The organism is Stutzerimonas sp. KH-1 (assembly GCF_054483855.1).
Window position 1 is genome coordinate 2325933 of the sequence record NZ_CM137011.1, and the last position, 25065, is coordinate 2350997.

Below are 25065 nucleotides of genomic sequence, written 5' to 3' on the forward strand. Positions count from 1 at the left end.
GGCTGCCAGAGCGGCCGGGAGGTTTAGCGTGATGCGCCGGGTGAACGATCAAGACCATTCACCCGGTGGTACAGCGTGAATGCGTTCAGTCGTCTCCGAGCGACAGCAGCGAGGCGTTGCCGCCCACCGCAGTGGTGTTGGTCGAGGTGGTCCGCTCGTTGGCGAAGCGCAGCACATAGCTGGGGCCACCCGCCTTCGGACCGGTGCCCGACAGACCACAGCCGCCGAACGGCTGCACGCCGACCACGGCACCAATCTGGTTGCGATTGACATAGAGGTTGCCGACCCGCGCCAGTTGCTCGATGCGCTCGGCGGTTTCCTCGTTGCGGCTGTGTAGGCCGAGGGTCAGGCCGTAGCCGGTGCCGTTGATTGCCGCAACGACCTTCTCCAGGTCCGCCGCGTCGTAGCGCACCACGTGCAATACCGGGCCGAACTGCTCCTTCTTGAGCTGATGAATACCGTCGATCTCGAAGGCCACCGGCGCCACGAAATGACCATTCAGACCAGCCGGCAAGGTCGCCTCGGCGATCAGTCGCCCTTCGCTCTTGAGCTGCTGGATATGCGCCAGCAGGCCTTCGCGAGCTTCCTGGTCGATCACCGGACCGATGTCGTTCTCGCGCAGATGGGTCGGGCCGACTCTGAGCTCGGCCATGGCACCCTTGAGCAACTCGATCACACGATCGGCGATATCACGCTGCACATAGAGCACGCGCAACGCCGAGCAACGCTGACCGGCGCTGGTGAAGGCGGAACCGACGGCATCCTTGATCACCTGCTCGGGCAGCGCGGTGGAGTCGACGATCATCGCGTTCTGCCCGCCGGTCTCGGCGATCAGCGTGGCGATCGGGCCTTCCTTCTCGGCCAGCTGGCGATTGATGATGCGCGCCGTGTCGGTGGAACCGGTGAAGCACACGCCGACCACCCGCGGATCGCGACAGAACACGCCGCCCAGGGTGGCGCCGTCGCCCGGCAGGAAGGCGATTGCCTCTTTCGGCAGGCCGGCTTCGAACATCAGTTCAAGCGCACGCGCAGCGATCAGGCTGGTCTGCTCGGCCGGCTTGGCCAGCACGGTGTTGCCGGCCACCAGCGCCGCGGTGATCTGGCCGAGGTAGATCGCCAGCGGGAAATTCCACGGGCTGACGCAGACGAACACGCCGCGGCCTTCATGGAAAAGCTCGTTGCGCTCGCCGGTCGGGCCTTTCAGCTCTTCGCGGCCAAGCTTCTGCCGCGCCTGCTGTGCGTAGTAACGGCAGAAATCCACCGCCTCGCGTACTTCGTCGATGCCATCCTGCAGCGACTTGCCGGCTTCAACGGTACACAGCGCCATCAGCTCGGCGCGGTGCTGCTCCAGCAGATCACCCAGACGCTCCAGCACGGCGGCACGGGCTTCCACCGGCGTGGCATTCCAGCTCGGCCAGTAAGCCGCCAGGCGATCGACGGCCTGGCGCGCCTGCTCGGCGCTGGCGAACTGGGCCTGGCCGACAACCTTGTTCAGGTCATAGGGGCAACGCACCTCGGACGGCGTTCCGGCGAGCCTCTGCCCGCTGATGACCGGCGCAGCCTGCCACTGGCGCTCGAGGAAAGGTTGGTAGGCGCTGGCCAGGTCGTTCCATTGGTTCTGGATATTCATGTTGATCCCTTGGGAGTTCTTGCGATTGCCGAACAGCGCCGGCGGCAGCGGAATGCGCGGGTTGCCCAGTGCAGCGAACTTGCGCAGCTGGCTCACCGGGTGATCGATCAGCGATTCGACCGGCACGCGCGGGTCGACCAGCTGGTGGACGAACGACGAGTTGGCACCGTTCTCCAGCAGGCGACGCACCAGATAGGGCAGCAGGTCCTTGTGCGCACCAACCGGGGCGTAGATCCGTACGTTGCGGGTGTACTTTTCGATCACCGTGTCGTACAGCGCATCGCCCATGCCGTGCAGACGCTGGAACTCGAACTCGCGCGGCTGCGAGGTTTCCTCGGCCATGGCCAGGATGCAGCTGACGGTGTGCGCGTTGTGGCTGGCGAACTGCGGGTAGATCACCCCACGGGTGTGTTCGGACAACAGGTAGCGCGCGCAGGCAAGGTAGGAAGTGTCAGTGCCTTCCTTGCGCGTGTAGACGGGGTAGCCGTCCAGCCCCTGGACCTGGCACTGCTTGATCTCGCTGTCCCAGTAGGCGCCCTTCACCAGCCGTAGCGGAATGCGTTCGCCAAGCTCGCGACCGAGCAGCGTCAGCCAGACCAGCACCGGCAGGCAGCGCTTGGAATAGGCCTGGATGACCAGGCCGAACTCGCCCCAGCCGGCGATGGCCGGGTCGCGCAGGAGCTTTTCGTACAGTTCCAGCGACAGCTCGAGGCGGTCGGCCTCCTCGGCATCGATGGTGATTCCGACATTGCGCTGACGCGCCAGCACAGCCAGGTCGCGCACGCTGGAAAACAGCTCGGTGAGCACGCGCTCGCGCTGGGCGACTTCGTAACGTGGATGCAGCGCCGACAACTTGATCGACACCGACGGACGCGGGCCCTTGCCGACCTGCGGCTCGGCGCCGACGGTTTCCACGGCCTGACGGTAGTCGGCCATGTACTTGGCGGCGTCTTCGGCGGTCAGCGCGGCCTCGCCGAGCATGTCGAAGGAATAGGTGTAGCCCTTCTCGCGCTCGGGACGGCCGTTTTTCAGCGCTTCGGAGATGGTACGGCCAAGCACGAACTGCTTGCCCATCAGCTTCATCGCCTGGTTCATCGCGCTGCGGATCACCGGCTCGCCAGAGCGCTTGAGCAGGCGGCCGATGACGTTCTTCGGCCGGCCGTCGGCAGTTTCCGGATCGACCACCTTGCCGGTCATCACCAGCCCCCAGGCGGCGAAGTTGACCAGCACGTTGTCGCTCTGGCCGAGGTGGCGTTCCCACTCGGCGGCGTTGAGCTTGTCGCGAATCAGCGCGTCAGCCGTGGCGGCATCCGGCACGCGCAGCAGCGCTTCGGCCAGGCACATCAGCATCAGCCCTTCCTGGGTGTCCAGGCTGTACTGGCGCAGCAGCGCGTCGAGGGTGTCGACGGCATTGTCGCGTCCGCGCACGGCTTCGATCAGGCTGCGGGCACGCTCGCGAATGGCGGCGATGCCCGCCTCGCCGGGATCGGCGAGCTGCAGCAGTTCGGTGAGATATTGCGCCTCGTCAACGGCGTAGTTGGCGCTGATGGCGGGAAAGAAATCCGCGGCTTTCTGGTTGGCGAAGGCGCCTTCCAGCACGTGACCGGCCTTGAACATGCGCCGCTCCTCTTGTGATTGTGTCTGCTTATAGGTCTAGTCCACGGCCAGGCTGTTGGTGCAGCACAAGACAATGAGCCAGGTCGGGACACGGAATGTAGGGGCAGCGTGACGCGTCGTTCTTGCGCAAAACTACGGAAGTTTTACGAAAAACTACGAAAGCCGGACGCCGAAATACGGCGGCAATGAACGCGCACCAAGATGGCGCAGGAATATGCGCCTGACAGCTGAAGAGCCCGAAAACAGGGCGATCTGAAGAAAGCTCAGGAGTCCGACTTGCGCAATCCGCGAGGGGTCAGACCGAGGTAGCGGCGGGTCGCCGTGGTCAATGCGCTCTGGCTGGAGAAGCCGCACTCCTCGGCAATCCGCACCAGCGGCAGCGGCGTTTCGCGCAGCAGACGAGCGGCACGGTCGAGGCGGGTCTTGAGCAGGTACTGGTGCGGCGTGAGGCCGACGCAATCCTTGAACTGGGCGTGGAAGTGGCTGGGGCTGAGGCAGACCACCTGGGCCAGCTCGGCGACGGTGATGCGCCGCGCCAGGTTGTCCTGGATATGGCTGTCCAGCCGCTGCAGATCGAGCGGACCGGCCGGGCGCTGCTGGGACTCGCCGAACAGTCGCAGGTGCAGCGCCCGCAACAGCACGCCGCCCAGCGCCCGGGCCAGCAGCGGGTCGCTGCCGTAGCGCGCCAGTTCGGCACCGGCGTAGGCCAACAGGTTCTGGAAGTCGGCATCCAGCGCTGGATAGCGCGGCGCCTCGAACAGGCGGGCCAACAGCGCAGGGTCATCGGTGACAACATCCTGCTCGTCGAGATCGATGATCAGCATGCGGTTGTCGCCCATGCCGGCGAAGCCGTGGTCGGCATCGCCCGGCACCAGGCAGGCACGCATCCGGCAGACTTCGCCACCCGAGCCATTGACCTCGAATTCCGCGCGCCCAGAGAGCGACATCACCAGCTGGTGATAGTCGTGGGCGTGCTGGTGAGTCTGGTCATCCAGGCGAAGCAGACGGGCGTTGAGCATGATGGGCACCTGTGCGTGCAAGCACTGTACCTAAGCCGGCATGAAGTGCCCACCCCCACGCGACGGGATTGAAATCATCCGCGCCACCACCCATCTAAGGTGCACGTATTCGCAACGGGTGCCGCATGAACGACGACATCAATCAGGATCATATCGAGCAGGAAATCATCTCCTCCAACGGTCTCGTACTGCCCGATCAACAGCAGCCGGACAAGCTCTACATCATCCCCGTGCACAACCGGCCGTTTTTCCCGGCGCAGGTGTTGCCGGTGATCGTCAACGAAGATCCCTGGGCCGAGACTCTGGAACGCGTGGCGAAGACGCCGCATCAGCGCGTGGCACTGTTCTTCGTCGACTCGCCGGTGCTGGACATGGCCACCTTCGACCCGGACAGCCTGCCGGAGCACGGCACCATGGTCCGCGTGCACCACGCCTCGCAGGAAGGCGGCAAGCTGCAGTTCGTCGCCCAGGGCCTGGCGCGGGTGCGCATCCGCGGCTGGCTGCGGCGCAAGCCGCCGTATCTGGTGGAAGTCGATTATCCGAAGAGCGATGACGACCCGCGTGACGAGGTGAAGGCCTACGGCATGGCCCTGATCAACGCAATCAAGGAGCTCTTGCCGCTCAACCCGCTGTACAGCGAGGAGCTGAAGAACTACCTCAATCGCTTCAGCCCCAACGACCCGTCGCCACTGTCGGACTTCGCCGCCGCGCTGACCACCGCGCCTGGCGTGGAATTGCAGGAAGTACTGGATACCGTGCCGGTCTTGAAGCGCATGGAGAAGGTGCTGCCGCTGCTGCGCAAGGAAGTGGAAGTCGCCAGGCTGCAGAAGGAGCTGACCGGCGAGGTGAATCGCAAGATTGGCGAGCGCCAGCGCGAGTTCTTCCTCAAGGAACAGCTGAAGATCATCCAGCGCGAGCTGGGTATCACCAAGGATGACAAGAGCGCCGATGCCGACGAGTTCCGCGCGCGACTGGAAGGCAAGGTAGTGCCGCCCGCCGCGCAGAAGCGCATCGACGAGGAACTGAACAAGCTGTCGATCCTCGAGACCGGCTCGCCGGAATACGCCGTCACCCGCAACTACCTCGACTGGGCCACCGCCCTGCCCTGGGGGGTGTACGGCCAGGACAAGCTCGACCTCAAGCGCGCGCGCAAGGTGCTCGACAAGCACCATGCCGGTCTCGATGACATCAAGAACCGCATCCTCGAGTTTCTCGCCGTCGGCGCCTTCAAGGGCGAGATCGCCGGCTCCATTGTGCTGCTGGTCGGCCCGCCGGGCGTGGGCAAGACCAGTATCGGCAAGTCCATCGCCGAATCCCTCGGCCGGCCGTTCTATCGTTTCAGCGTCGGCGGGATGCGCGATGAGGCGGAAATCAAGGGTCACCGTCGCACCTACATCGGCGCGCTGCCCGGCAAGCTGGTGCAGGCGCTCAAGGATGTCGAGGTGATGAACCCGGTGATCATGCTCGACGAGATCGACAAGCTCAGCAGCAGCTACCAGGGCGATCCGGCCTCGGCGCTGCTGGAGACGCTGGACCCGGAGCAGAACGTCGAATTCCTCGACCATTACCTGGACCTGCGCCTGGACCTGTCCAAGGTGCTGTTCGTCTGCACGGCCAACACCCTGGACTCGATTCCCGGCCCGCTGCTCGACCGCATGGAGGTGATCCGCCTGTCCGGCTACATCGCCGAAGAGAAGCTGGCCATCGCCAAGCGCCACCTGTGGCCGAAGCTGTTGGACAGGACCGGCGTGCCCAAGCAACGCCTGACCATCAGCGACAGCGCCATGAAGGCGGTAATCGAAGGCTATGCGCGCGAGGCTGGTGTGCGTCAGCTGGAGAAACAGCTGGGCAAGCTGGTGCGCAAGGCGGTGGTCAAGTTGCTGGAAGACCCTCAAGCGGAACTGAAGATCACGCCGAAGGACCTGGAAAGCTACCTCGGCAAACCGGTATTCCGCAGCGAACAGGTGCTCTCCGGCGTCGGTGTGATTACGGGGTTGGCCTGGACCAGCATGGGTGGCGCCACACTGCCGATCGAGGCCACGCGCATCCATACGCTCAACCGCGGCTTCAAGCTCACCGGCAAGCTCGGTGACGTGATGAAGGAATCGGCGGAGATCGCCTACAGCTATGTCAGCTCGAACCTGAAAACCTTCAAGGGCGATCCGGAGTTCTTCGACCAGGCTTTCGTGCACCTGCACGTGCCGGAAGGCGCGACACCCAAGGACGGCCCCAGCGCCGGCATCACCATGGCCAGCGCGCTGCTCTCCCTGGCGCGCAACCAGCCGCCGAAGAAAGGCGTGGCCATGACCGGCGAGCTGACGCTGACCGGCCACGTATTGCCGATCGGCGGGGTGCGCGAGAAGGTGATCGCGGCGCGGCGGCAGAAGATCTTCGAGCTGATCCTGCCGGAAGCCAATCGCGGCGACTTCGAAGAGTTGCCAAACTATCTCAAGGAAGGCCTGACGGTGCATTTCGCCAAGCGCTTCGCCGATGTGGCCAAGGTGCTGTTCTGACGCGGGACAAGATGCAGACCAGCTGTAGTCGAGGGGTGGAAGTCGCGCTGCACTTCCACCCTTCGGGGCGGGCGCAGACCGAGTGCGCGCCTGCGACCAGGCTCTTTTGGGCTATCCTTCCCAACTCATTTCCGACCGGTGCCGATCATGCCTTTCGACATCCCTCGTCTGTTGCTGCCCGCCAGCGTCGCCCTGCTCGCCGCCTGCGCAAGCAACGACAAGGCGGCCTCCAGCGTCGTGCTCAGCGACGACAACCGCTGCCCGCAAACGCTGCAGAGCGGCCAGCAACTCATCGTCAGCCTGCCGAGCAACCCGACCACCGGCTATCGCTGGATTCTGCACGAAGCAGCCGCGGAGCAATTGCGCAGCCTCGGCCCCGAAGTGTTCAGCAATCCAGACGGCGACATGATCGGCGGAGATGGCCTGTCGACCTGGCGCTTCGAGGCACAGGAGTCCGGCAGCGGCAGGCTGTACCTTACCTATCAACGTCCGTGGGAGGCCGACGCCGAGCCAGCGGGCATGTTCGATTGCCGTATCGAGGTACGCTGAGTCGGGCGGAGCCCGCGGTGAGCATGGTTTCAGCTACAATGCCGCCCCGTTTTCACACACGCCGCCCGACACCGTGAGTCACGATCCCGACCGTCTGTTCGCCCAGCCCCTGCCCCGCATTCAGGACTTCGTCTTTAACGAGGACGTGGTGCGGGTGTTTCCCGACATGATCAAGCGCTCTGTGCCCGGTTATCCGACCATCGTCGAGAACATCGGCGTGATCGCCGCCCAGTTCGCACAGCCGCATACTCATCTGTACGACCTCGGCTGCTCGCTGGGCGCGGTGACCCAGGCGTTGCGCCGCCACGTGACTGCCGACAACTGCCAGGTCATCGCCGTGGACAACTCCGCGGCGATGGTCGAGCGCTGCCGTGAATACCTCCACGGGCAGGACTCGATGTTCCAGGAGCTGTTGCCGGTCGAGGTCATTGAGGGCGACATTCTGGCTCTGCAGTTCCAGCCCAGTTCGCTGGTGGCGCTGAACTTCACCCTGCAGTTCATCGCACCGGAACAGCGCCCGGCGCTGCTCAGCCGCATTCGCCGGGCGCTGGTGCCCGGTGGCGCGGTGATCCTGTCGGAAAAACTGCGCTTCGAAGATGAAGACGAGCAACAGTTGCTGACCGACCTGCACATCGCCTTCAAGCGCGCCAATGGCTACAGCGAACTGGAAATCGCCCAGAAACGCAGCGCCATCGAAAACGTGATGAAGCCCGACAGCCTGGAAACCCATCGCCAACGGCTACTGGATGCCGGCTTTTCCAAGGTCGTGCCCTGGTTCCAGTGCCTGAATTTCGCCTCGCTGATCGCCCTGCCATGAATCTCGACCTGACTCCCCTCGCCTGGCGCCTGGCCGGCACTCCGCTGGCCGCCTGGGCCAACGGCGTTCAGCAGCAGCTGGATGCCAAACTCGCGGTCGGTCACGGCGATCTGCCGCGCTGGAAACGTGCCGTCGATGCACTGCCTGCTCTGGCGCCCGTGCAGGTCGAACTGCGTGACAGCTTCCGCCTCGACGCGACCTGTGACGACGCCACGCGCCAGGCCACCTACGACGCGCTGATGGGACTCTCGCCATGGCGCAAGGGGCCGTTCGACGTGTTCGGTGTGCATGTCGATACCGAGTGGCGCTCGGACTGGAAGTGGGACCGGGTTGCGCCGCACCTGAATCTGGTCGGCAAACGCATCCTCGACGTCGGTTGCGGCAACGGCTACTACATGTGGCGCATGCTCGGTGCCGGCGCCGACAGCGTGGTCGGGGTCGACCCGAACTGGCTGTTCTTCTGCCAATTCCATGCAATGAAGCGCTACCTGCAGGAGCTGCCGGTCTGGCATCTGCCGTTCGCACTGGAAGAACTGCCGGCCAGGCTCGAAGGCTTCGAAACGGTGTTTTCCATGGGCGTGCTCTACCATCGCCGCTCACCGGTCGACCATCTACTCGACCTCAAGGACTGCCTGGTACGCGGCGGCGAGCTGGTGCTGGAAACACTGGTGGTCGAGGGCGACGAGAACACCGCCCTGGTACCGGAGGATCGCTATGCGCAGATGCGCAACGTCTGGTTCCTGCCCTCGGTGAGGGCGCTGGAATGCTGGTTGCGCCGCGCTGGCTTTGTCGACGTGCGCTGCGTGGATGTCAGCGTGACCAGCATCGCGGAACAGCGCAGCACCGAGTGGATGCGCTACCAGTCGTTGCCCGACTTCCTCGACCCGCAAGACCACGGCAAAACGGTCGAAGGTCTGCCGGCCCCCATGCGCGCCGTACTCCTCGCCCGCAAGCCCTGACGGCAGGTTGGTCGCTCAACGAGAGGCGCGGGCAGCGCAGCGGTGCTTGCGCCGCTTCGCTACCAACTGACGCAACGGCGTATTAGCCATTTCCCTGAGCCGGCGCCGATCCAGATCGCGCGACGCCAGCTGCCGATCATCCAGCTTCAACAATTGCCGATACAGGCGTCGCTGCCGCCAGGCGCGAAACCAGTCATGCAGGCTGCGCTGCAGATCCAGCGGCCACATGGCCGGCAGGTAGAAGTCCGGTAGCTGCGGCTCGGATTGTTGCCGTACATGGGTATCGCGTCGTTCACCAGACATGCTCACCTCCGCTTCGCTCTCGGTGGCCACGGGCTTGTGGCGCCACCGGTTGCCTACAGGATGAGCGGGCCTCAGTCGTTCAAACAAACGACTAATATGAAAGCCTGTGTTCAGAAAAACTGAAGCCTTCCTATGCCCGAGCCACTTGAGCAATCCACTACCCCTTCGACGCCCCTGCTGGAAAGCGATGTCCTGCGCACCTTTGTCGCCATTGCCGAAAGCGGCAGCTTCACCCGTGCCGCTGGGCAGATCTATCGCAGCACCTCGGCTGTCAGCATGCAGATCAAGCGGCTTGAAGAGACTCTCGGGCGCTCCCTGTTCGTCCGCGAAGCACGGCAGGTGCGCCTGACACCGGCCGGCGAGACACTGCTCGGCTATGCCCGGCGCCTGCTCAAGCTCAACGAGGAGGCCATCGCGCACTTCCTCCAGCCAGCGCTGCAGGGGCGCGTGCGCTTCGGAACGCCGGCGGATGTCGGAACGCGCATCCTGCCCGGTCTGCTGGCGTTGTTCGCCCGCAGTCATCCCGGAGTCGAAGTAGATGTGTCGGTCGCGCGCAGCATCGATATGATCGAGCGCATCGACGCAGGCGAACTGGACCTCGCCCTGGTCACCGTTGGCAACCTCGGCCAGGACGACTCGCGGGGCGAGCCGATCCATAGCGAACCGCTGGTCTGGGCGGGTCGCAGTGGTGGGGTCGCCGCGCTGCGCGCGCCGCTGCCGCTGGCGCTGGCCAGCCCCGATTGCGCCTGGCGACGACAGGCGCTGGATGCCCTCGACCGCGTCGGCCGCAGCTATCGAGTGGCCTACTCCAGCGAACAGACTTCGGGACAGGAGGCCGCGATGATTGCCGATCTCGCCATCGCGCCCTATCCATCAAGCCTGATTCGCCCGCCCCTGCAGCGTCTGGATGGGCAGTATGGGTTGCCACAACTGGGCGAGTATCAGATCAAGCTGCTACGCGGCAGCAATCGAAGCGAAGCCGTTGAGGTGTTGGCCGCACAGGTGACCGCCGCCTTTGTCGAATACCGAACACGACCGGCCACGCGATTGGAGCGAAACGAGGAAATGAAATGGCACGCTGGATGATCGTGGCGGGCGCTGCCCTGCTACTGCTCGGCATCGCCTGGCACTATTTCCCATGGCTGCTGAGCTGGTTCGGTCGATTGCCCGGCGACATCCGCATCGAGTCCGAACGCAGCCGGGTGTTCATCCCGATCACCTCGATGGTGATCCTCAGCGTGGTGCTGACCGTACTGATCAACCTGTTCCGCCGCTAAGGTGGAACACGGCGCCCCGCACTATCGTGGTACCCGGCTTGCCACGGATGACGCCCGGCGAACCTCACCAATCGAAGCCCGCCCGCCGCGTGTCATCTAGGCCGAAACACTCCGATTCCCTCAGCCCCGCGCCGCCGCACTCAGGATCAGATGCTTCATTTCCTTGACCGCCTGCTTGAAGCCGACGAACAGCGCATGGGCGACGATGGCATGGCCGATATTCAGCTCGTTGACGCCACGAATGGCGGCGATGGCTTCGGCGTTGTGGTAATGCAGGCCATGGCCGGCGTTGACGATCAGTCCGTGACTCAGGCCGGCCTCGACACCGTCGCGAATGCGCGCCAGCTCGCAGGCCCGCTCGGCAACGCTGTGGGCATCGGCATAACGGCCGGTGTGCAGTTCGATAGCCGGTGCGCCGACACGAGCGGCCGCCTCGATCTGTCGCGGGTCGGCATCGATGAACAGCGAGACCTCCGCGCCACAGCCACGTAGACGCTCAACGGCCTCGCGAATGCGCGCTTCCTGCCCGAGCACGTCCAGCCCACCCTCGGTGGTCAGCTCCTGACGCGTTTCCGGGACCAGGCAGACGTGCTCCGGACGCAGCTGCTCGGCGAATGCGAGCATCGCCTCGGTGACCCCCATCTCGAAGTTCATCCTCGTCTGCAACGCGTCCTTCATCATCAGCACATCGCGCTCCTGGATATGCCGACGATCCTCGCGCAGGTGCACCGTGATGCCATCGGCACCGGCCTCTTCCGCATCCAGCGCGGCCTTGACCGGGTCCGGATAGCGGGTGCCGCGGGCCTGACGCAGTGTGGCGACGTGGTCGACGTTGACGCCGAGCAGAATTCGATTGGCTTCAGTCACGCGGGGCCTCCTTCAGGTTCATGAACAATTCGCGGCTGACTAGCGGTCGGCCGCCCAGATGCGGTGCCAGAGCCTGGCGCATCAGCCGCTTGGCCGCGGCGAGCGCACCCGGCACCTGCCAATCGGCCTCGGCCATGGCCAAAAGTTCCGCGCCGTTGAACAGCCCAGGCTGGAAGCTCACAACCGGCTCCAGGCCGGCGTCCGGCACCAGCCGATACAGCCGCTGCGCGTCGATCGGCTGGCCGGCGATATCGATGTCGAGGGCAAAACCATAGCCCAGCTCGTCGAGCAGTCGCCATTCGAAGGCCCGCAGCAACGGCTCAAGCGGCCGGTGCTCGGCCAGCGCCGGCAGAGTCGCGACGTAATGCTCGAACAGTGCAGGGTGCGCGTCCTCCGCCGGCAGCAGGCGTATCAGCAGTTCGTTGAGGTACATGCCGCTGAACAGCGCCTGGCCATCGAGCCAGTGGGCGGGCCCGGCGCTTTCCAGGCGGGCAACGGTCTTCAGTTCGGACTTGCCGCGCAGTTCGACTTCCAGCGATACGAACGGGCGGATCAGGCTGCCGGCCTTGCCCCGCGCGGCACGCATGACGGCGCGCAGCCGCCCCTGCGGAGTGAACAGGTCGACCAACGCGCTGCTTTCCTTGTAGGGACGGCTGTGCAGAACGAATGCAGGCTGGTGCATGGCGGGCCAGGGCGTGCGCGATGCGCACGGGTGAGTGCGAAGGTGGTGTTACTGATAGCCCAGCGAATGCAATGCGCGCTCGTCGTCGGACCAGCCACCCTTCACCTTGACCCACAGGTTGAGCATGACCTTGGAGTCGAAGAGGACCTCCATGTCCTTGCGCGCTTCCTGGCCGATGCGTTTGATGCGCTCGCCCTTGTCGCCGATGATGATCTTCTTCTGCCCGTCGCGCTCGACCAGAATCAGCGCGTGGATGTGCAGCACGTGGCCTTCCTGCTTGAAGTCCTCGATTTCGACGGTGATCTGGTACGGCACCTCGGCGCCAAGCTGACGCATGATCTTCTCGCGCACCAGTTCGGCGGCGAGAAAGCGGCTGCTGCGGTCGGTGATCTGATCTTCCGGGAAGAAGTGCTCGCCCTCGGGCAGGCGCTCGGCCACCAGCTGTTCCAGGGTTTCAAGATTCTGCCCGTGCTGCGCGGAGATCGGCACGATCTCGGCATTCGGCAGCTGCTCGGCCAGCCAGCGCAGGTGCGGTAGCAGCTCGGCCTTGTCCTCGATGCGGTCGGTCTTGTTGACGGCGACGATCAGCGGCCCAGTGACGTATTGCACGCGCTCGAGCACGGCCTGGTCTTCATCGGTCCAGCGAGTGCGGTCGACCACGAAGATCACCACATCGACGTCCTTCAGCGCCGAGGCCGCGGTGCGGTTCATATAGCGATTGAGCGCCGTCTCGCCATTCTTGTGCAGACCGGGCGTGTCCACATAGACAGCCTGAACGTTGCCTTCGGTCTTGATGCCAAGCATGTTGTGCCGCGTCGTCTGCGGCTTGCGCGAGGTAATCGCCAGCTTCTGGCCGAGGATGTGGTTGAGCAAGGTGGATTTGCCGACGTTCGGCCGGCCGACGATCGCGACATAACCGCAACGGCTGACGTCTTCGGATTGTTGCTGCTCGTCAGTCATGTCCGTTCTCCACGCCCAGGGCGATCAATGCGGCTGCTGCGGCAACCTGTTCGGCAATGCGGCGACTGGCGCCCTGCCCATGAGTTTTGTCGTTGAGCAAGGCCACCTGGCATTCGACGAAGAAGGTGCGGCAATGCGGTTCGCCCTGGATATCCACCACTTCGTAGCGCGGCAGCTCACAGGCACGCGATTGCAGAAACTCCTGCAGGCGGGTTTTGGGATCCTTATTGGTATCCACCAGGGTCAGGCCCTGAAGTTCGTTGGCCAGCCAGGCGATGACCCGCTCACGAGCGACGTCCATGCCAGCATCGAGATAGATGGCGCCGATCAGCGCCTCGAGGGTATCGGCGAGAATCGATTCACGGCGGTAGCCACCACTCTTGAGTTCGCCGGAGCCGAGGCGCAGATGGTCACCAAGCTCGAAGCCGCGTGCCAGCACGGCAAGCGTCTCGCCCTTGACCAGCCGGGCCCGCAGGCGCGACAGCTGGCCTTCGCGGGCCTGTGGAAAATGGTTGAAAAGTGCCTCGCCGGCAATGAAGTTGAGGATGGCGTCACCGAGAAACTCCAAACGCTCGTTGTTGCGTCCGGCATAGCTGCGGTGCGTCAGAGCCAGGAGCATCAGCTCCTGGTCCTTGAATTGATAGCCGAGCTTGCGCTCGAGGCGGGCTAACGAAGTGCTCACGGCATCCTTAGGCGATATTCTTTGTCGAAGTTCGCCACCAGATCGAGATTGCGGATCAGCGGCTCGCGTTTTTCGTACTTCAGGTGTGCCCTGAATTCATTGTTCTGGATCTCGACCTTCAGCGCTTCCTTCAGATCGATATTCTGGATGCCGTTGACCTGCATCCCCTTGCTGACATGACTATAGAACTCCCCGACGCTGTGAATCTCAAGCGCTTCGTCGGTTTCCACAGACTGGATGATCTTGTCCATGGACATGTAGTCGAAATAGTGCGGGAACATCTTGAACCCGGTGCTGGCTACGAATGCCACAACCGCCAGGACCATGATCCAGCTCAGCATGGACAGCCCTTTCTGCGAACGCGCAAAACTCATGTCGACCTCTATGTCGTAAACGATACCCACCGATCGGGGCCGGACAAATATAGCGAGCCCGGTTCGTTCAGCGGGGGCCGTAATTCACAGCTTCAGTGAATCAGGCCCACGCGGGAGAAATTCGGCAGGTTGCTGAGCTTGGGATCCGGCCAGCTCATCCAGACGGCGAAGGCCTTACCCACGATGTTGCGGTCAGGAACCATGCCGGCCAACTCGGCCGGAATCGACTCGTCCTGCCAGTAGCGGCTGTCATTGGAGTTGTCGCGGTTGTCGCCCATCATGAAGTAGTGGCCGGCAGGAACGGTCCACTGCCGGCTCGGTTCGATCCGATAGCGCCCCATCTCCTTGCGAATCAGGTGCTCGACCTCACCAAGCTTCTCCCGATATAGCACGGCGCTGCCGAGGCTGCCCGGCTCCTCGCCGATCAGCGTCTCCGCCACCGGCTGGTCGTTGATGAACAGCCGACGATCGCTGCTGTAACGCACGGTGTCGCCCGGCAAACCGACGACCCGCTTGATGTAGTTGATGTTCGGTTGACTCGGATAGCGGAAAACCATGACGTCGCCGCGCTTCGGATCGCTGACCTCGATTACTTTGGTGTCCACCACCGGCAGGCGGATGCCATACGCGAACTTGTTCACCAGAATGAAATCGCCGACTTCAAGCGTAGGGATCATCGAGCCGGAGGGGATCTGGAAAGGCTCGACAAGGAACGAGCGCAGCACCAGCACGATGGCCAATACCGGGAAGAAGGATTTGCCGTATTCGATCAGCAGCGGCTCCTTGTTCAGCGCCTCGAGCGTCGATGGATCGATTTCCCCGGTGCGCCCTTCGTAGTTAGCGATCGCAGCCCGGCGCCGCGGGGCGAAAAACAACAGATCGCTCAGCGCCAACAGGCCGCAGACGGCCACGGCGATAACCAGCAACAGCGGGAAATTGATCGACATATCAGCTATCTACCTTCAACACCGCGAGGAACGCCTCTTGCGGAATCTCCACGCTGCCTACCTGTTTCATGCGCTTCTTGCCGGCCTTCTGCTTCTCCAGCAGCTTGCGCTTACGGCTTACGTCACCGCCGTAGCACTTCGCCAGAACATTCTTGCGCAGCGCCTTGACCGTGGTCCGCGCGACGATCTGCCCGCCAATGGCCGCCTGGATCGCCACATCGAACATCTGTCGAGGAATCAGTTCCTTCATCTTCTCGGTCAGTTGTCGGCCCTTGTAGTGGGCATTGTCGCGATGCACGATCAGCGCCAGCGCGTCGACCTTCTCGCCATTGATCAGTACGTCGAGCTTGACCAGATTGGCTGACTGAAAGCGCACGAAGCTGTAATCCAGCGAGGCGTAACCTCGACTGACCGACTTCAGGCGATCGAAGAAGTCCAGCACCACTTCGCTCATCGGCAGGTCGTAACGCACCTGCACCTGCGAGCCGAGGAACTGCATGTCGCGCTGTACGCCGCGCTTCTCGATACACAGCGTGATTACGTTGCCCAGATGATCCTGCGGGACCAGGATGTTGGCCTGCACGATCGGCTCGCGCATGTCTTCAATGGAGGACAGATCCGGCAGACGCGAAGGATTGTCGACATAGATGGTGTCGCCATTCTTGAGTAGCAGCTCGTAGACTACGGTCGGCGCGGTGGTGATCAGATCCAGGTTGTACTCGCGCTCCAGGCGCTCCTGGATGATCTCCATGTGCAGCATGCCGAGGAAGCCGATGCGAAAGCCGAAACCCAGTGCCTCGGAGCTCTCCGGCTCGTACTGCAGCGCGGCGTCGTTGAGCGTGAGCTTCTGTAGCGCCTCGCGGAAGTCCTCGAAATCATCGGAGCTGACCGGGAACAGGCCGGCATACACCTGTGGCTTGATGCGCTGAAAACCAGGCAGCATCTCAACGTCCGGCGTGCTTGAAAGCGTCAGGGTATCGCCCACCGGCGCACCATGGATGTCCTTGATGCCGGCGATGATGAAGCCCACTTCACCGGCTTTGAGATCTGCTGTGGCGGTGTGCTTGGGCGTGAAGACGCCCACACTGTCGACCTGGTGGACTTTGCCGGTGGATTTGACCAGTACCTTGTCGCCTTTCTTGATGCGCCCGTGGCGTACCCGAACCAGCGATACCACACCCAGATAATTATCGAACCAGGAATCGATGATCAGCGCCTGCAACGGCGCTTCGATCTCACCGGTTGGCGGCGGGATGACCTGAACCAGACGCTCGAGCACGTCTTCGACACCCATACCGCTCTTGGCGCTGCACGGGACGGCATCGGTGGCATCGATGCCGATGATGTGTTCGATCTCTTCCTTGACGCGCTCAGGCTCGGCCTGGGGCAGGTCCATCTTGTTCAGGACCGGCATGACCTCAAGCCCCTGCTCGATGGCGGTGTAGCAGTTGGCGACCGATTGCGCCTCGACACCCTGCCCGGCATCGACCACCAACAAAGCGCCCTCACACGCAGCGAGCGAACGGCTGACTTCATAGGTGAAGTCGACGTGGCCAGGCGTGTCGATGAAATTCAGCTGGTAAGTCTTTCCATCATTCGCCTTGTAATGCAGCGTGACGCTGTGGGCCTTGATGGTAATACCACGCTCACGCTCGAGATCCATCGAATCCAACACCTGAGCGGCCATTTCTCGCTCGGACAGGCCACCGCACATCTGGATGAACCGGTCCGCCAGGGTGGACTTGCCGTGATCAATGTGGGCGATGATGGAGAAATTGCGGATATGACTCAGGTCACTCACAGCTCAACACTCGGAAAAGACGCGGGCCGATTGCCCGCCGAAAATAGCCGCGAAGTGTAACTGATCAGTCCCGGCAGTGCCACGTACAAGCCATCCACATGATGACCCGCCGTATCGGCGGGGCATTCAGGCGGCCGGAGCAAAAGAAAGGGCGGCCAAAGCCGCCCTTCATTCACCGCTGCTCCGCGCCTAGTCCGCCAGCTTGAATGTGATGAAGCTGGCACGCCCTTGACGCAGGACGCGCATCGATACCGAACGATTTTTCGGCAATTGCTCGGCAACCTGGGCGAAGGTCTCCGCCGAATTGATAGCCTGATTGTTCAGGTGGGTGATGACATCACCTGGGCGCAGACCGATCATCGCCGCCGGGCCGTTGAGAATCTCCGTGATGACCACACCACCCGGCAGGTCGAGACTCTTTTTCTGCTCGGCGGTCAGCTCAGTCACTTTGACACCCAGGCGGTTATCACTACGCTCCTGACCGCTACCGGAAGCCGCCACCGGCTCACCCTCGTCCGGCATCGCACCGATGTTCACATCGAGCATCTTGCGATCGCCATCGCGCACCACTTCCATCCGAGCCTTGCTGCCAGGTTTCAGCGCTCCTACCAAGTGCGGCAGATCTGCCGACATGACGATCGGCTTACCATCGAGACTGAGGATGACATCTCCTACGCGCAACCCACTTCGTGCAGCAGGACCACCGTCCATCACCTGAGCCACCAATGCACCGGCCGGACGCTCGAGGCCGAACGACTCCGCGAGATCCTTGTTTACCTCCTGAATCACGACACCGAGCCAGCCGCGGCTAACCTTGCCGTCGGTGCGCAGCTGATTGGCCACGTCCATCGCCACGTCGATCGGGATCGCGAACGACAGCCCCATGAAGCCACCGGAGCGAGTGAAAATCTGAGAGTTGATGCCGATCACTTCGCCGTCAAGATTGAACAACGGCCCTCCGGAATTGCCTGGATTGATCGCTACATCGGTCTGAATGAACGGGACATAGCTTTCATTGGGCAGGCTGCGGCCGGTTGCACTGACGATACCTGCGGTCACGGTATGGTCAAAACCGAACGGCGAGCCGATAGCCAACACCCACTCGCCGGCCTTGAGCTCATCGGAGCGACCGATCTTCACGGTTGGCAGACCTTTACCTTCGACCTTCAACACAGCCACGTCGGACCGCGGATCGGCACCGACCAGCTTGGCTTCCAGCTCACTCCGATCCGGCAGCCTGACGATGATTTCATCGGCATCGGCGACTACATGATTGTTGGTGAGCACGTAACCATCTTCAGAGATGATGAAGCCAGAACCGAGAGATTGCGCTTCGCGTTGCTGGCCACGCCCTGGCGCGCCTGGCATCTGCGGAATGCTATGTTCGAAAAACTCACGAAAGATCGGTGGCAATCCCTCCAGCTCCGGCATCTGAGCTGTTGCGCTGCGCACGGGCACCTTCTGCTTGGTACTGATGTTGACCACCGCCGGTGATGCACTTTCAACCAGCGGCTTGAAATCAGGCAAAGCCGTTTGCGCTTGCGCCACCACGGCCTGCCCAAGCAAGGCCAGGCCTGCCATGAAGGCAAAGCAGCTGTTTCGATTGAACATGACTACAAGTCTCCCCACTGACAAAACAAGGAAGCTCAGGGACTCGCTGGCCCCGCGAGCATGGCGCGCAAGATCACTGGCTGCCAATCAGGATTGCTCGCCGTACGCCGAGTCCGCATACGCACCAACAGCCAGGAAGCGAAGAATCCGCCGCACCCTGAGAAGATGATGACCGGCTCGTACGATGAAAACTGGGCGGCCACCACGGCGGCGATCATCAACATGATCAGAGGAAAAAGATAGACAAGGGCGGCACCGCGCAGCAACACATCCTCACGAATGCCAACGATAACGGAATCGCCAACCTGCAGCTGAATGTCCGTCAAAGCGCGAACCAACCCGCGCTTCTCGCGGAGGCCGAGGGTATCCATCAACCCCTGACCACAGCCATTTTTTGCGGAACAACCGGAACAGGTACTCTTGCGCCGCGTCTCGACCCAAACCGCACCCTTATCGAGCGCGACTACCCGCCCCGGCTCTTCAATCATTTTTGCGTCTGTTCCGCATCAGCCCGCATCGAAAGCGCTACTCGCTCGGCAGTCCCTAGCGGCACTTCACCCACAACCGTCACCATGACATCACCATCGGCGGTACTGATGCGCTTGGATACCGCAACCGTTGGTCCCATCTGGCTGCGGGCATCCTCAACCAGCGCCCCTCGCAGCGGCTCGAGAAATACCGAAAACTTGGCAAGGCCATCGCCGTAAGAGAGCCAGGAAACCGTTTCCGATGAAGCGGGGCTAGGACGTTCATGCGCATCGAGCAGCTTGAAACCTGGGGGCAGCCAGTCGGTGCGCCACTTTGATGTAGCGCTTGCCGTGCGCTTTTCTATCGTTACAGGTTTACAGGCCTGACTCGGCGCAAGCTGCTCCGCACTGACCGGACCGGCGGCGAACTGTGTGAACTGAAAACGTTCCAGCAGCTGGCCTTTTTCGTTGAGCATCAGAGACTTGAGCGGTAGCGCAGTGTCCCGATCAAGATGCAGTTCGAAGCCATAGCGATGCTGATCCCTGGGAACCACTGCCAGTGCTACGGAAGTACGCCCGGCAACCCGGGAATCGCCCAGCTCGCGGAACTCATACCATTCGGAAAGCGCTTTTGGATCCAGGCGCTGGCCGGTCCATGCTTGCCCTTCGCGCACCTGCGCAGCCAGGTCATCTGATGCGCACTGTACCTGGCCATCCTTCAGGACAACCTCGGCAGGCTCACCGTCGAGCTGTAACAAACGCTCGCGCACCTGATCTCCGTCCACTTGTTGCCAGACGGAATGACTGGAAAAACTGCCATTCCGTTCGTAGACGAAAGTACCTGTATAGCTCTGATTTTGCTCTGCTGAAGCCAAACGACCCATCCAGGTCTCAGCATCAGCGGCAAGGGCCGGCATAGAAAGCCAGCCCCCCATCACCACATACAGCGGTAATACGCGCATGTTTCTCCCTAACGTTCTTCCATGCTGGCCGCACGAGCGTACGGCAGCGCGCTCTCCGATCCATTACCAAAGGCAGCCTGCTGCGCATGCTGACGAACATAAGAAGGCAGACGCTCCTCATGCCAGCGCTCGATCGGGGCGTTCTCCGCCGCAGTCTGGACAGGCATCTGCGCTTGCTCACTGTAGCCCGCCAGTACCGTCGGCCCCTGATTGGCTTGCGGGACCGAAATACTTGGCTGCGGAGCCTGTTGCGCAAGCTGCGGACCGGCCACTTCGCTCTGATTGTACAACCGCACCCCGGCCAGAACAGCTACCGTAACAGACGCTGCTACAGCAATGCGCCCCAAACTCTTCCAACCACCGCGCTGCTGCGTCTGAACCGGCGCAGCCTCGTCGGCCAGCGCAGCCGACACCGCTGCTGCAATATCCAAACGCGGCTCGATCAGTTCCTTGTGCATTGCGGCACGGGCGAGCTGATAACGTGACCATGTGGCCCGCAGCTCTGGGTTGTCGCCTGCGAGTACGCGACGTAATTCCAACTCGTCCGCTTCGTTATCCATCACCGCGGACAGCGATTCATGCAGGGCTTCACGACTCATGGCGGTTCCTCTCTTGGCTGTCGCCGCTGTCTCAGGATTCATGCAACAAGGGTTGCAACGCTTTATCTATGGCTTCACGTGCCCGGAAAATCCGAGAACGCACTGTGCCCACCGGACACTGCATGACGCTCGCAATGTCTTCATAACTAAGACCATCAAATTCGCGTAGTGTTAGAGCCGTACGCAAATCTTCGGGCAAAAGTTGAATGGTTCGATGAACGGTATCTTCAATCTCATCCCTGAGCAGCGAGCGTTCCGGTGACTCGATGTCCTTGAGGGCGTGATCACCTTCATAGAACTCGGCATCCTCAGAGCTCACATCACTGTCCGGCGGACGCCTTCCACGCGCCACCAGATGATTCTTCGCCGTATTGATGGCGATGCGGTACAGCCATGTATAAAAGGCACTGTCACCGCGAAAATTGGCAAGTGCACGATAGGCCTTGATAAACGCCTCTTGCGCGACGTCTTGAGCTTCGTGGGAGTCATGAACGAACCGCACGATCAACCCAAGGATCTTGTGCTGGTACTTCATCACCAGCAGATCAAACGCCCGCTTGTCTCCACGCTGCACTCGTTCAACCAGTTGCTGGTCCTGCTCCTGAGTCAGCATGAACGCTCCTCCCTATCGGAGTAGCATCGCTCACTCCAGCGAACCGACCTGCCAGAATAGACCCGGGCTTTACGCAAAAGTTCTCCCCCCTCCTAGCAAGCTATCCTGCAATACCTGACGGCGATTGCACCACAGCGAAGCGTCAGATCAGCTGACGACGCCGTCCTGGTGTCCATAGCAAGCCTGAGCCGCCCACGTCGCATGGCCAGCCGGCTTACATCCACAACTGCCTATTGAGTAGCTTGGTGTACTAAAAGTTCCCACCGTTAGAAGCGAACGACACTGCAGTCTATTTTGGCGCGACCTCACGTCTATATACTAGGCCACGTTTTCTCCACGGAACTGGACATGAACCAGGCTCAACTATACGACGTGTTAGTCATTGGCAGTGGCGCTGCCGGCCTGACTCTGGCACTGAATCTCCCCGAGAGCCTTCGCGTTGCGGTGCTCAGCAAAGGTGATCTGGCCAATGGCTCGACCTTTTGGGCCCAAGGCGGCGTCGCGGCAGTTCTGGATACAACCGACACCGTGGAATCACATGTCGCTGACACGCTGATCGCTGGTGGAGGCCTTTGCCACGAGGACGCCGTTCGCTTCACCGTGGAGCATAGTAACGAGGCAATCCAGTGGCTGATCCAGCAAGGCGTGCCCTTTACCCGCGACGACACGCCGAATCGAGAGGACGGCGGCTTCGAATTTCACCTCACCCGCGAAGGCGGGCATAGCCATCGGCGCATCATTCACGCAGCCGATGCAACCGGAGCAGCAATCTTCAATACGCTGCTTGGACAAGCCAGGCAGAAACGCAACATCGAGCTACTGCAACAGCGCGTCGCTGTCGACCTGATCACCGAGCACAAGCTCGGCCGCCCAGGCAGGCGCTGCCTGGGCGCTTACGTGCTCAATCGCAACACCGGCGAAGTGGAAACCTTTCAGGCGCGCTTCGTCGTATTGGCGACCGGGGGCGCTGCGAAGGTTTACCTATACACAAGCAATCCGGACAGCGCCTGCGGTGACGGCATCGCCATGGCGTGGCGCGCAGGCTGCCGCGTCGGCAACCTGGAGTTCAACCAATTCCACCCGACCTGCCTGTATCACCCGCAAGCCAAGAGCTTTTTGATCACCGAGGCCCTGCGCGGTGAAGGTGCGCTACTGAAACTACCGAACGGCGAGCGTTTCATGCCGCGCTTCGATGCCCGGGAAGAGCTGGCTCCACGTGACATCGTCGCACGCGCGATCGACCACGAGATGAAGCGCCTTGGTATCGATTGTGTCTACCTAGACATCAGCCACAAGCCTGCGGAGTTTATCAAGAGCCACTTTCCCACCGTTTACGAACGATGCCTGGAGTACGGCATCGACATCACCAGCCAGCCCATCCCCGTCGTGCCAGCGGCCCACTACACATGCGGCGGCGTGGTCGTTGACCAGGCCGGTCGCACCGACATTCCAGGGCTCTACGCAATAGGCGAAACCAGCTTCACGGGGCTGCACGGCGCCAATCGCATGGCCAGCAACTCACTGCTGGAATGCTTCGTCTATGGTCGCGCTGCAGCGAAGGACATCCTGCGCGAGCTGCCCAATTGCGCAAACACGACGACATTGCCTGCTTGGGACGCCAGCCAGGTCACCGACTCCGACGAGGACGTGATCATCGCCCACAACTGGGACGAGTTGAGACGCTTCATGTGGGACTACGTCGGCATCGTTCGCACCACCAAGCGCCTGATGCGAGCCCAGCATCGGGTGCGCCTGCTGCTCAGCGAGATCGACGAGTTCTACAGCAACTACAAGGTCAGCCGCGACCTGTTAGAACTGCGGAACCTGGCGCTGGTAGCGGATTTGATGATCCGCTCGGCAATGGAGCGCAAGGAAAGTCGTGGGCTGCACTACACCCTCGACTACCCCGAGCTGCTCGCCCACGCCGCAGACACTATCCTGGTACCGCCCACCTACGCCGACTGAATTTAAGACGCACCCTCAGGCGACGATGCTGATCCTGCCGCAGCGCGTCGCAGGGCACGCAGACACTGCCGGCAAAACGGCGTCCCGGCACACGAAAACGCAGCACTATGATCAGCGGCAGCGCCAGGCTGTCCGGCAGCAGTTGTATTGGCTGCCATCCCTGCCCAGCACTCCATAACTGCCAACCGTGTTCGTCGTGGCGCACGCCACGCCAGGCCCCTTCCGCCGACAGCAAAATGGCCTTTGGCAGCACGTACCAAGCATGTACGCCGCACAACAGCCAGCAACCCAGCGACGCCCAGCCAGGCAGGCCGGACAGGGCGATGGCCATCAGTGCGAACGACTGAACAAGCAGGTAGAAGGCGAACAGCAGCCGCGACGGCCGCCAGTGACATTCGAAGTGCTGGCTACTTGGGCTGGACACGATCGAGAATCATGCGGACCATGCGACGCAGGTCCTCGTCTTCTGGTTCGCCTCGCTGCATGAACCAGCCGAACATGTCCTGGTCCTCACAACTCAACAGCTTGCGGTAGCGACGCTGATCCTCTTCATCGAGTCCCGGATAGACTTCCTTGACGAAAGGCACCAGCAGCACATCCAGCTCCAGCATGCCGCGGCGACTTTGCCAGAACAGACGATTGAGTTCGGATTGCTCGGCCATACAACGGCTCCTTTTGAGAAGGCCGGCATTATAACGGCTGTCTCGCACTCATCAGCCGCTTTTTTCACCCGCCAGCAACGGCCACTGCGCAACCGTTTTCAGCGGCCTGCTATGATGTCCGCCCGGATTCAGACGGCGACCGATCATGACCGACACTGCTTATTTCTGCGTTCTGTCGCATGAAGGCGTCCTTGCCGTGCGCGGCCCGGATGCCAGCAAATTTCTCCAGGGTCAACTGACCTGCAATCTCAACTATCTGAATGCTGAAACATCCAGCCTGGGCGCACGCTGCACTCCCAAAGGCCGGATGCAATCGAGCTTCCGCATCGTATCGGACGACGATGGCTTTCTTCTTGCCATGGCCAGCGAGCTGCTGCAGTCGCAACAGGCGGACCTGAGCAAATACGCCGTCTTCTCCAAGTCGCGACTTAGCGATGAGTCATCCCGATGGTGCCGTTACGGGCTGTTTGGAGGCGATGGTGCGCTGGTCAGCCTGGGCCTGGACTTGCCACAAAGTCCCGACAGCGTTGTACGAGGCACCGGCCTGATCGCTATCCGACTGCATGACGGCCGTGCAGAACTCTGGGCTTCTGATGAGGCAGAACAGGTCCGGTCCCGCCTGAGTGCGCAACTGAAAGAGGCAGCACTTGATCGCTGGCTGCTCGACCAGATTCGCGCCGGCATCGGCCAGGTCTTCGCCAGCACCCGCGACCTGTTCATCCCGCAGATGATCAACCTGCAGGCGCTTGGTGGCGTGAGCTTCAAGAAAGGCTGCTATACCGGCCAGGAAATCGTGGCGCGCATGCAGTACCTCGGCAAGCTGAAGCGCCGCCTTTACCGCCTTGCGACCCGCGGCGAGCCAGACGAACTGCCAGCGCCAGGCATCGAGCTGTTCTCCCCCGTTCACGGCTCGAGCGTTGGCGAAGTGGTGCTGGCCGCCACCAGCGCAGACAGAATCGAATTGCTTGCCGTAGTGCAGGAGGATGCTGTCGCGGATGGGCGGCTGTACCTCGGCTCGCCGGACGGATTGCCTTTGGAACTGCTAGAGCTTCCTTACAACCTCGATCCTGATCGGGAAATTCAGCGTTAGTGCGAACCGGAGCCGGCACGCACGAGCCAAGAGGCGCACCATAGGGATTGTATTGCGGCAGTATCTGGACAAGCGCCCGAGCGACACCGACCGACACCT

The 25065-nt window shown here is 62.1% G+C and carries 25 protein-coding genes; 8 read left to right on the forward strand and 17 right to left on the reverse strand.

Translation table 11 applies throughout. The annotated features are described in order from the left end of the window. Nucleotides 1-85: 85 nt before the first annotated feature. Together putA and ACX1DW_RS11210 are read right to left on the reverse strand one after the other, a co-directional pair. The gene (gene putA / locus ACX1DW_RS11205) at nucleotides 86-3247 is read right to left on the reverse strand and encodes a bifunctional proline dehydrogenase/L-glutamate gamma-semialdehyde dehydrogenase PutA (protein WP_458993364.1); all 3162 of its coding nucleotides are present in this window, start codon (nucleotides 3245-3247) and stop codon (nucleotides 86-88) included. A 263-nt stretch (nucleotides 3248-3510) separates the two neighbouring features. Then, complete coding sequence (locus ACX1DW_RS11210) at nucleotides 3511-4266, reverse strand: helix-turn-helix domain-containing protein (RefSeq protein WP_102840703.1); 756 nt, start codon at nucleotides 4264-4266, stop codon at nucleotides 3511-3513. Between the two features lie 125 nt (nucleotides 4267-4391). Between ACX1DW_RS11210 and lon the strand changes: the two genes are divergently transcribed. The 4 genes from lon (at nucleotide 4392) to cmoB (ending at nucleotide 9104) form a co-directional block, all read left to right on the forward strand. Further along, on the forward strand, nucleotides 4392-6779 hold the full coding sequence (lon, locus tag ACX1DW_RS11215) for an endopeptidase La (protein WP_458993365.1): 2388 nt from the start codon (nucleotides 4392-4394) through the stop codon (nucleotides 6777-6779). A 147-nt stretch (nucleotides 6780-6926) separates the two neighbouring features. Beyond that, a complete protein-coding gene (locus ACX1DW_RS11220) occupies nucleotides 6927-7328 on the forward strand; it encodes a protease inhibitor I42 family protein (RefSeq protein ID WP_133456062.1) in 402 nt (133 codons plus the stop codon). Between the two features lie 73 nt (nucleotides 7329-7401). Beyond that, nucleotides 7402-8145, forward strand: coding sequence for a carboxy-S-adenosyl-L-methionine synthase CmoA (cmoA, locus tag ACX1DW_RS11225; RefSeq protein WP_458993366.1), 744 nt, complete (start codon nucleotides 7402-7404; stop codon nucleotides 8143-8145). Continuing rightward, complete coding sequence (gene cmoB, locus ACX1DW_RS11230) at nucleotides 8142-9104, forward strand: tRNA 5-methoxyuridine(34)/uridine 5-oxyacetic acid(34) synthase CmoB (protein ID WP_458993367.1); 963 nt, start codon at nucleotides 8142-8144, stop codon at nucleotides 9102-9104. The genes cmoA and cmoB overlap by 4 nt, the downstream gene beginning before the upstream one ends. Nucleotides 9105-9119: 15 nt before the next feature. Here cmoB and ACX1DW_RS11235 read toward each other — a convergent pair whose 3' ends face one another. Beyond that, nucleotides 9120-9407 (reverse strand): hypothetical protein, encoded by a 288-nt coding sequence (locus ACX1DW_RS11235; RefSeq protein WP_458993368.1) that lies wholly within the window; start codon nucleotides 9405-9407, stop codon nucleotides 9120-9122. 132 nt (nucleotides 9408-9539) lie between these two features. On the opposite strand from ACX1DW_RS11235, the gene ACX1DW_RS11240 reads away from it, so the two are divergent. After that, a complete protein-coding gene (locus tag ACX1DW_RS11240) occupies nucleotides 9540-10493 on the forward strand; it encodes a LysR substrate-binding domain-containing protein (RefSeq protein WP_458993369.1) in 954 nt (317 codons plus the stop codon). Then, nucleotides 10478-10684 (forward strand): DUF2905 domain-containing protein, encoded by a 207-nt coding sequence (locus ACX1DW_RS11245; protein WP_110777849.1) that lies wholly within the window; start codon nucleotides 10478-10480, stop codon nucleotides 10682-10684. Before ACX1DW_RS11240 ends, ACX1DW_RS11245 begins: the two co-directional genes overlap by 16 nt. 120 nt (nucleotides 10685-10804) lie before the next feature. On the opposite strand, the gene pdxJ is transcribed toward ACX1DW_RS11245, so the two are convergent. From pdxJ to rpoE, 12 genes are all read right to left on the reverse strand, one after another. Continuing rightward, complete coding sequence (pdxJ, locus tag ACX1DW_RS11250; protein WP_038662436.1) at nucleotides 10805-11551, reverse strand: pyridoxine 5'-phosphate synthase; 747 nt, start codon at nucleotides 11549-11551, stop codon at nucleotides 10805-10807. Further along, the gene (gene recO, locus ACX1DW_RS11255; protein WP_458993370.1) at nucleotides 11544-12233 is read right to left on the reverse strand and encodes a DNA repair protein RecO; all 690 of its coding nucleotides are present in this window, start codon (nucleotides 12231-12233) and stop codon (nucleotides 11544-11546) included. The genes pdxJ and recO overlap by 8 nt, the downstream gene beginning before the upstream one ends. A gap of 48 nt (nucleotides 12234-12281) precedes the next feature. Next, nucleotides 12282-13193, reverse strand: a complete 912-nt coding sequence (gene era, locus ACX1DW_RS11260; protein WP_102840695.1) for a GTPase Era — start codon at nucleotides 13191-13193, stop codon at nucleotides 12282-12284. Beyond that, nucleotides 13186-13875, reverse strand: coding sequence for a ribonuclease III (gene rnc / locus ACX1DW_RS11265; protein ID WP_125868374.1), 690 nt, complete (start codon nucleotides 13873-13875; stop codon nucleotides 13186-13188). Before rnc ends, era begins: the two co-directional genes overlap by 8 nt. After that, entirely contained in the window at nucleotides 13872-14249 is a 378-nt protein-coding gene (locus tag ACX1DW_RS11270; RefSeq protein WP_063541164.1) for a DUF4845 domain-containing protein, read from the reverse strand. The genes rnc and ACX1DW_RS11270 overlap by 4 nt, the downstream gene beginning before the upstream one ends. A 92-nt stretch (nucleotides 14250-14341) precedes the next feature. Continuing rightward, on the reverse strand, nucleotides 14342-15196 hold the full coding sequence (lepB, locus tag ACX1DW_RS11275; protein ID WP_063541163.1) for a signal peptidase I: 855 nt from the start codon (nucleotides 15194-15196) through the stop codon (nucleotides 14342-14344). Between the two features lies 1 nt (nucleotide 15197). Continuing rightward, nucleotides 15198-16997 carry a translation elongation factor 4 gene (lepA, locus tag ACX1DW_RS11280; RefSeq protein ID WP_063541162.1) on the reverse strand — a complete coding sequence of 600 codons (1800 nt, stop codon included), beginning with the start codon at nucleotides 16995-16997 and terminating at the stop codon, nucleotides 15198-15200. Nucleotides 16998-17186: 189 nt separating this feature from the next. Further along, complete coding sequence (locus ACX1DW_RS11285; RefSeq protein WP_200600013.1) at nucleotides 17187-18608, reverse strand: DegQ family serine endoprotease; 1422 nt, start codon at nucleotides 18606-18608, stop codon at nucleotides 17187-17189. A 35-nt stretch (nucleotides 18609-18643) separates the two neighbouring features. After that, nucleotides 18644-19096, reverse strand: a complete 453-nt coding sequence (locus ACX1DW_RS11290; RefSeq protein WP_253747674.1) for a SoxR reducing system RseC family protein — start codon at nucleotides 19094-19096, stop codon at nucleotides 18644-18646. Continuing rightward, nucleotides 19093-20037: a MucB/RseB C-terminal domain-containing protein gene (locus tag ACX1DW_RS11295; RefSeq protein ID WP_133456068.1), complete on the reverse strand. Its 945-nt coding sequence runs from the start codon at nucleotides 20035-20037 to the stop codon at nucleotides 19093-19095. The genes ACX1DW_RS11290 and ACX1DW_RS11295 overlap by 4 nt, the downstream gene beginning before the upstream one ends. Before the next feature lie 8 nt (nucleotides 20038-20045). Continuing rightward, nucleotides 20046-20636 carry a sigma-E factor negative regulatory protein gene (locus ACX1DW_RS11300; RefSeq protein WP_125868370.1) on the reverse strand — a complete coding sequence of 197 codons (591 nt, stop codon included), beginning with the start codon at nucleotides 20634-20636 and terminating at the stop codon, nucleotides 20046-20048. Between the two features lie 31 nt (nucleotides 20637-20667). Further along, complete coding sequence (gene rpoE / locus ACX1DW_RS11305) at nucleotides 20668-21249, reverse strand: RNA polymerase sigma factor RpoE (protein WP_003282114.1); 582 nt, start codon at nucleotides 21247-21249, stop codon at nucleotides 20668-20670. Between the two features lie 348 nt (nucleotides 21250-21597). Here rpoE and nadB point away from each other — a divergent pair, with 348 nt between their 5' ends. Then, nucleotides 21598-23214, forward strand: coding sequence for an L-aspartate oxidase (gene nadB / locus ACX1DW_RS11310; protein WP_125868369.1), 1617 nt, complete (start codon nucleotides 21598-21600; stop codon nucleotides 23212-23214). Here the strand turns inward: nadB and ACX1DW_RS11315 are convergent. Together ACX1DW_RS11315 and ACX1DW_RS11320 are read right to left on the reverse strand one after the other, a co-directional pair. Continuing rightward, nucleotides 23183-23638, reverse strand: coding sequence for a protein YgfX (locus ACX1DW_RS11315; RefSeq protein WP_458993371.1), 456 nt, complete (start codon nucleotides 23636-23638; stop codon nucleotides 23183-23185). The two genes, nadB and ACX1DW_RS11315, sit on opposite strands and share 32 nt — an antisense overlap. Next, nucleotides 23622-23876: an FAD assembly factor SdhE gene (locus ACX1DW_RS11320; protein ID WP_003293594.1), complete on the reverse strand. Its 255-nt coding sequence runs from the start codon at nucleotides 23874-23876 to the stop codon at nucleotides 23622-23624. The genes ACX1DW_RS11315 and ACX1DW_RS11320 overlap by 17 nt, the downstream gene beginning before the upstream one ends. 145 nt (nucleotides 23877-24021) lie before the next feature. Here ACX1DW_RS11320 and ygfZ point away from each other — a divergent pair, with 145 nt between their 5' ends. Next, nucleotides 24022-24966 carry a CAF17-like 4Fe-4S cluster assembly/insertion protein YgfZ gene (ygfZ, locus tag ACX1DW_RS11325; protein ID WP_458993372.1) on the forward strand — a complete coding sequence of 315 codons (945 nt, stop codon included), beginning with the start codon at nucleotides 24022-24024 and terminating at the stop codon, nucleotides 24964-24966. Nucleotides 24967-25065: the final 99 nt, after the last annotated feature.

Bases quoted from the DNA above. Each gene is read 5' to 3' on its own strand.
- ACX1DW_RS11240 (WP_458993369.1), top strand. From the start codon at position 9,540: ATGCCCGAGCCACTTGAGCAATCCACTACCCCTTCGACGCCCCTGCTG.
- ygfZ (WP_458993372.1), top strand. From the start codon at position 24,022: ATGACCGACACTGCTTATTTCTGCGTTCTGTCGCATGAAGGCGTCCTT.
- ACX1DW_RS11320 (WP_003293594.1), bottom strand. From the start codon at position 23,876: ATGGCCGAGCAATCCGAACTCAATCGTCTGTTCTGGCAAAGTCGCCGC.
- nadB (WP_125868369.1), top strand. From the start codon at position 21,598: ATGAACCAGGCTCAACTATACGACGTGTTAGTCATTGGCAGTGGCGCT.
- ACX1DW_RS11220 (WP_133456062.1), top strand. From the start codon at position 6,927: ATGCCTTTCGACATCCCTCGTCTGTTGCTGCCCGCCAGCGTCGCCCTG.
- cmoB (WP_458993367.1), top strand. From the start codon at position 8,142: ATGAATCTCGACCTGACTCCCCTCGCCTGGCGCCTGGCCGGCACTCCG.
- lon (WP_458993365.1), top strand. From the start codon at position 4,392: ATGAACGACGACATCAATCAGGATCATATCGAGCAGGAAATCATCTCC.
- recO (WP_458993370.1), bottom strand. From the start codon at position 12,233: ATGCACCAGCCTGCATTCGTTCTGCACAGCCGTCCCTACAAGGAAAGC.
- ACX1DW_RS11245 (WP_110777849.1), top strand. From the start codon at position 10,478: ATGGCACGCTGGATGATCGTGGCGGGCGCTGCCCTGCTACTGCTCGGC.
- ACX1DW_RS11295 (WP_133456068.1), bottom strand. From the start codon at position 20,037: ATGCGCGTATTACCGCTGTATGTGGTGATGGGGGGCTGGCTTTCTATG.
- putA (WP_458993364.1), bottom strand. From the start codon at position 3,247: ATGTTCAAGGCCGGTCACGTGCTGGAAGGCGCCTTCGCCAACCAGAAA.
- ACX1DW_RS11235 (WP_458993368.1), bottom strand. From the start codon at position 9,407: ATGTCTGGTGAACGACGCGATACCCATGTACGGCAACAATCCGAGCCG.
- ACX1DW_RS11270 (WP_063541164.1), bottom strand. From the start codon at position 14,249: ATGAGTTTTGCGCGTTCGCAGAAAGGGCTGTCCATGCTGAGCTGGATC.
- ACX1DW_RS11290 (WP_253747674.1), bottom strand. From the start codon at position 19,096: ATGATTGAAGAGCCGGGGCGGGTAGTCGCGCTCGATAAGGGTGCGGTT.
- ACX1DW_RS11210 (WP_102840703.1), bottom strand. From the start codon at position 4,266: ATGCTCAACGCCCGTCTGCTTCGCCTGGATGACCAGACTCACCAGCAC.
- rpoE (WP_003282114.1), bottom strand. From the start codon at position 21,249: ATGCTGACTCAGGAGCAGGACCAGCAACTGGTTGAACGAGTGCAGCGT.
- lepB (WP_063541163.1), bottom strand. From the start codon at position 15,196: ATGTCGATCAATTTCCCGCTGTTGCTGGTTATCGCCGTGGCCGTCTGC.
- ACX1DW_RS11300 (WP_125868370.1), bottom strand. From the start codon at position 20,636: ATGAGTCGTGAAGCCCTGCATGAATCGCTGTCCGCGGTGATGGATAAC.
- ACX1DW_RS11285 (WP_200600013.1), bottom strand. From the start codon at position 18,608: ATGTTCAATCGAAACAGCTGCTTTGCCTTCATGGCAGGCCTGGCCTTG.
- era (WP_102840695.1), bottom strand. From the start codon at position 13,193: ATGACTGACGAGCAGCAACAATCCGAAGACGTCAGCCGTTGCGGTTAT.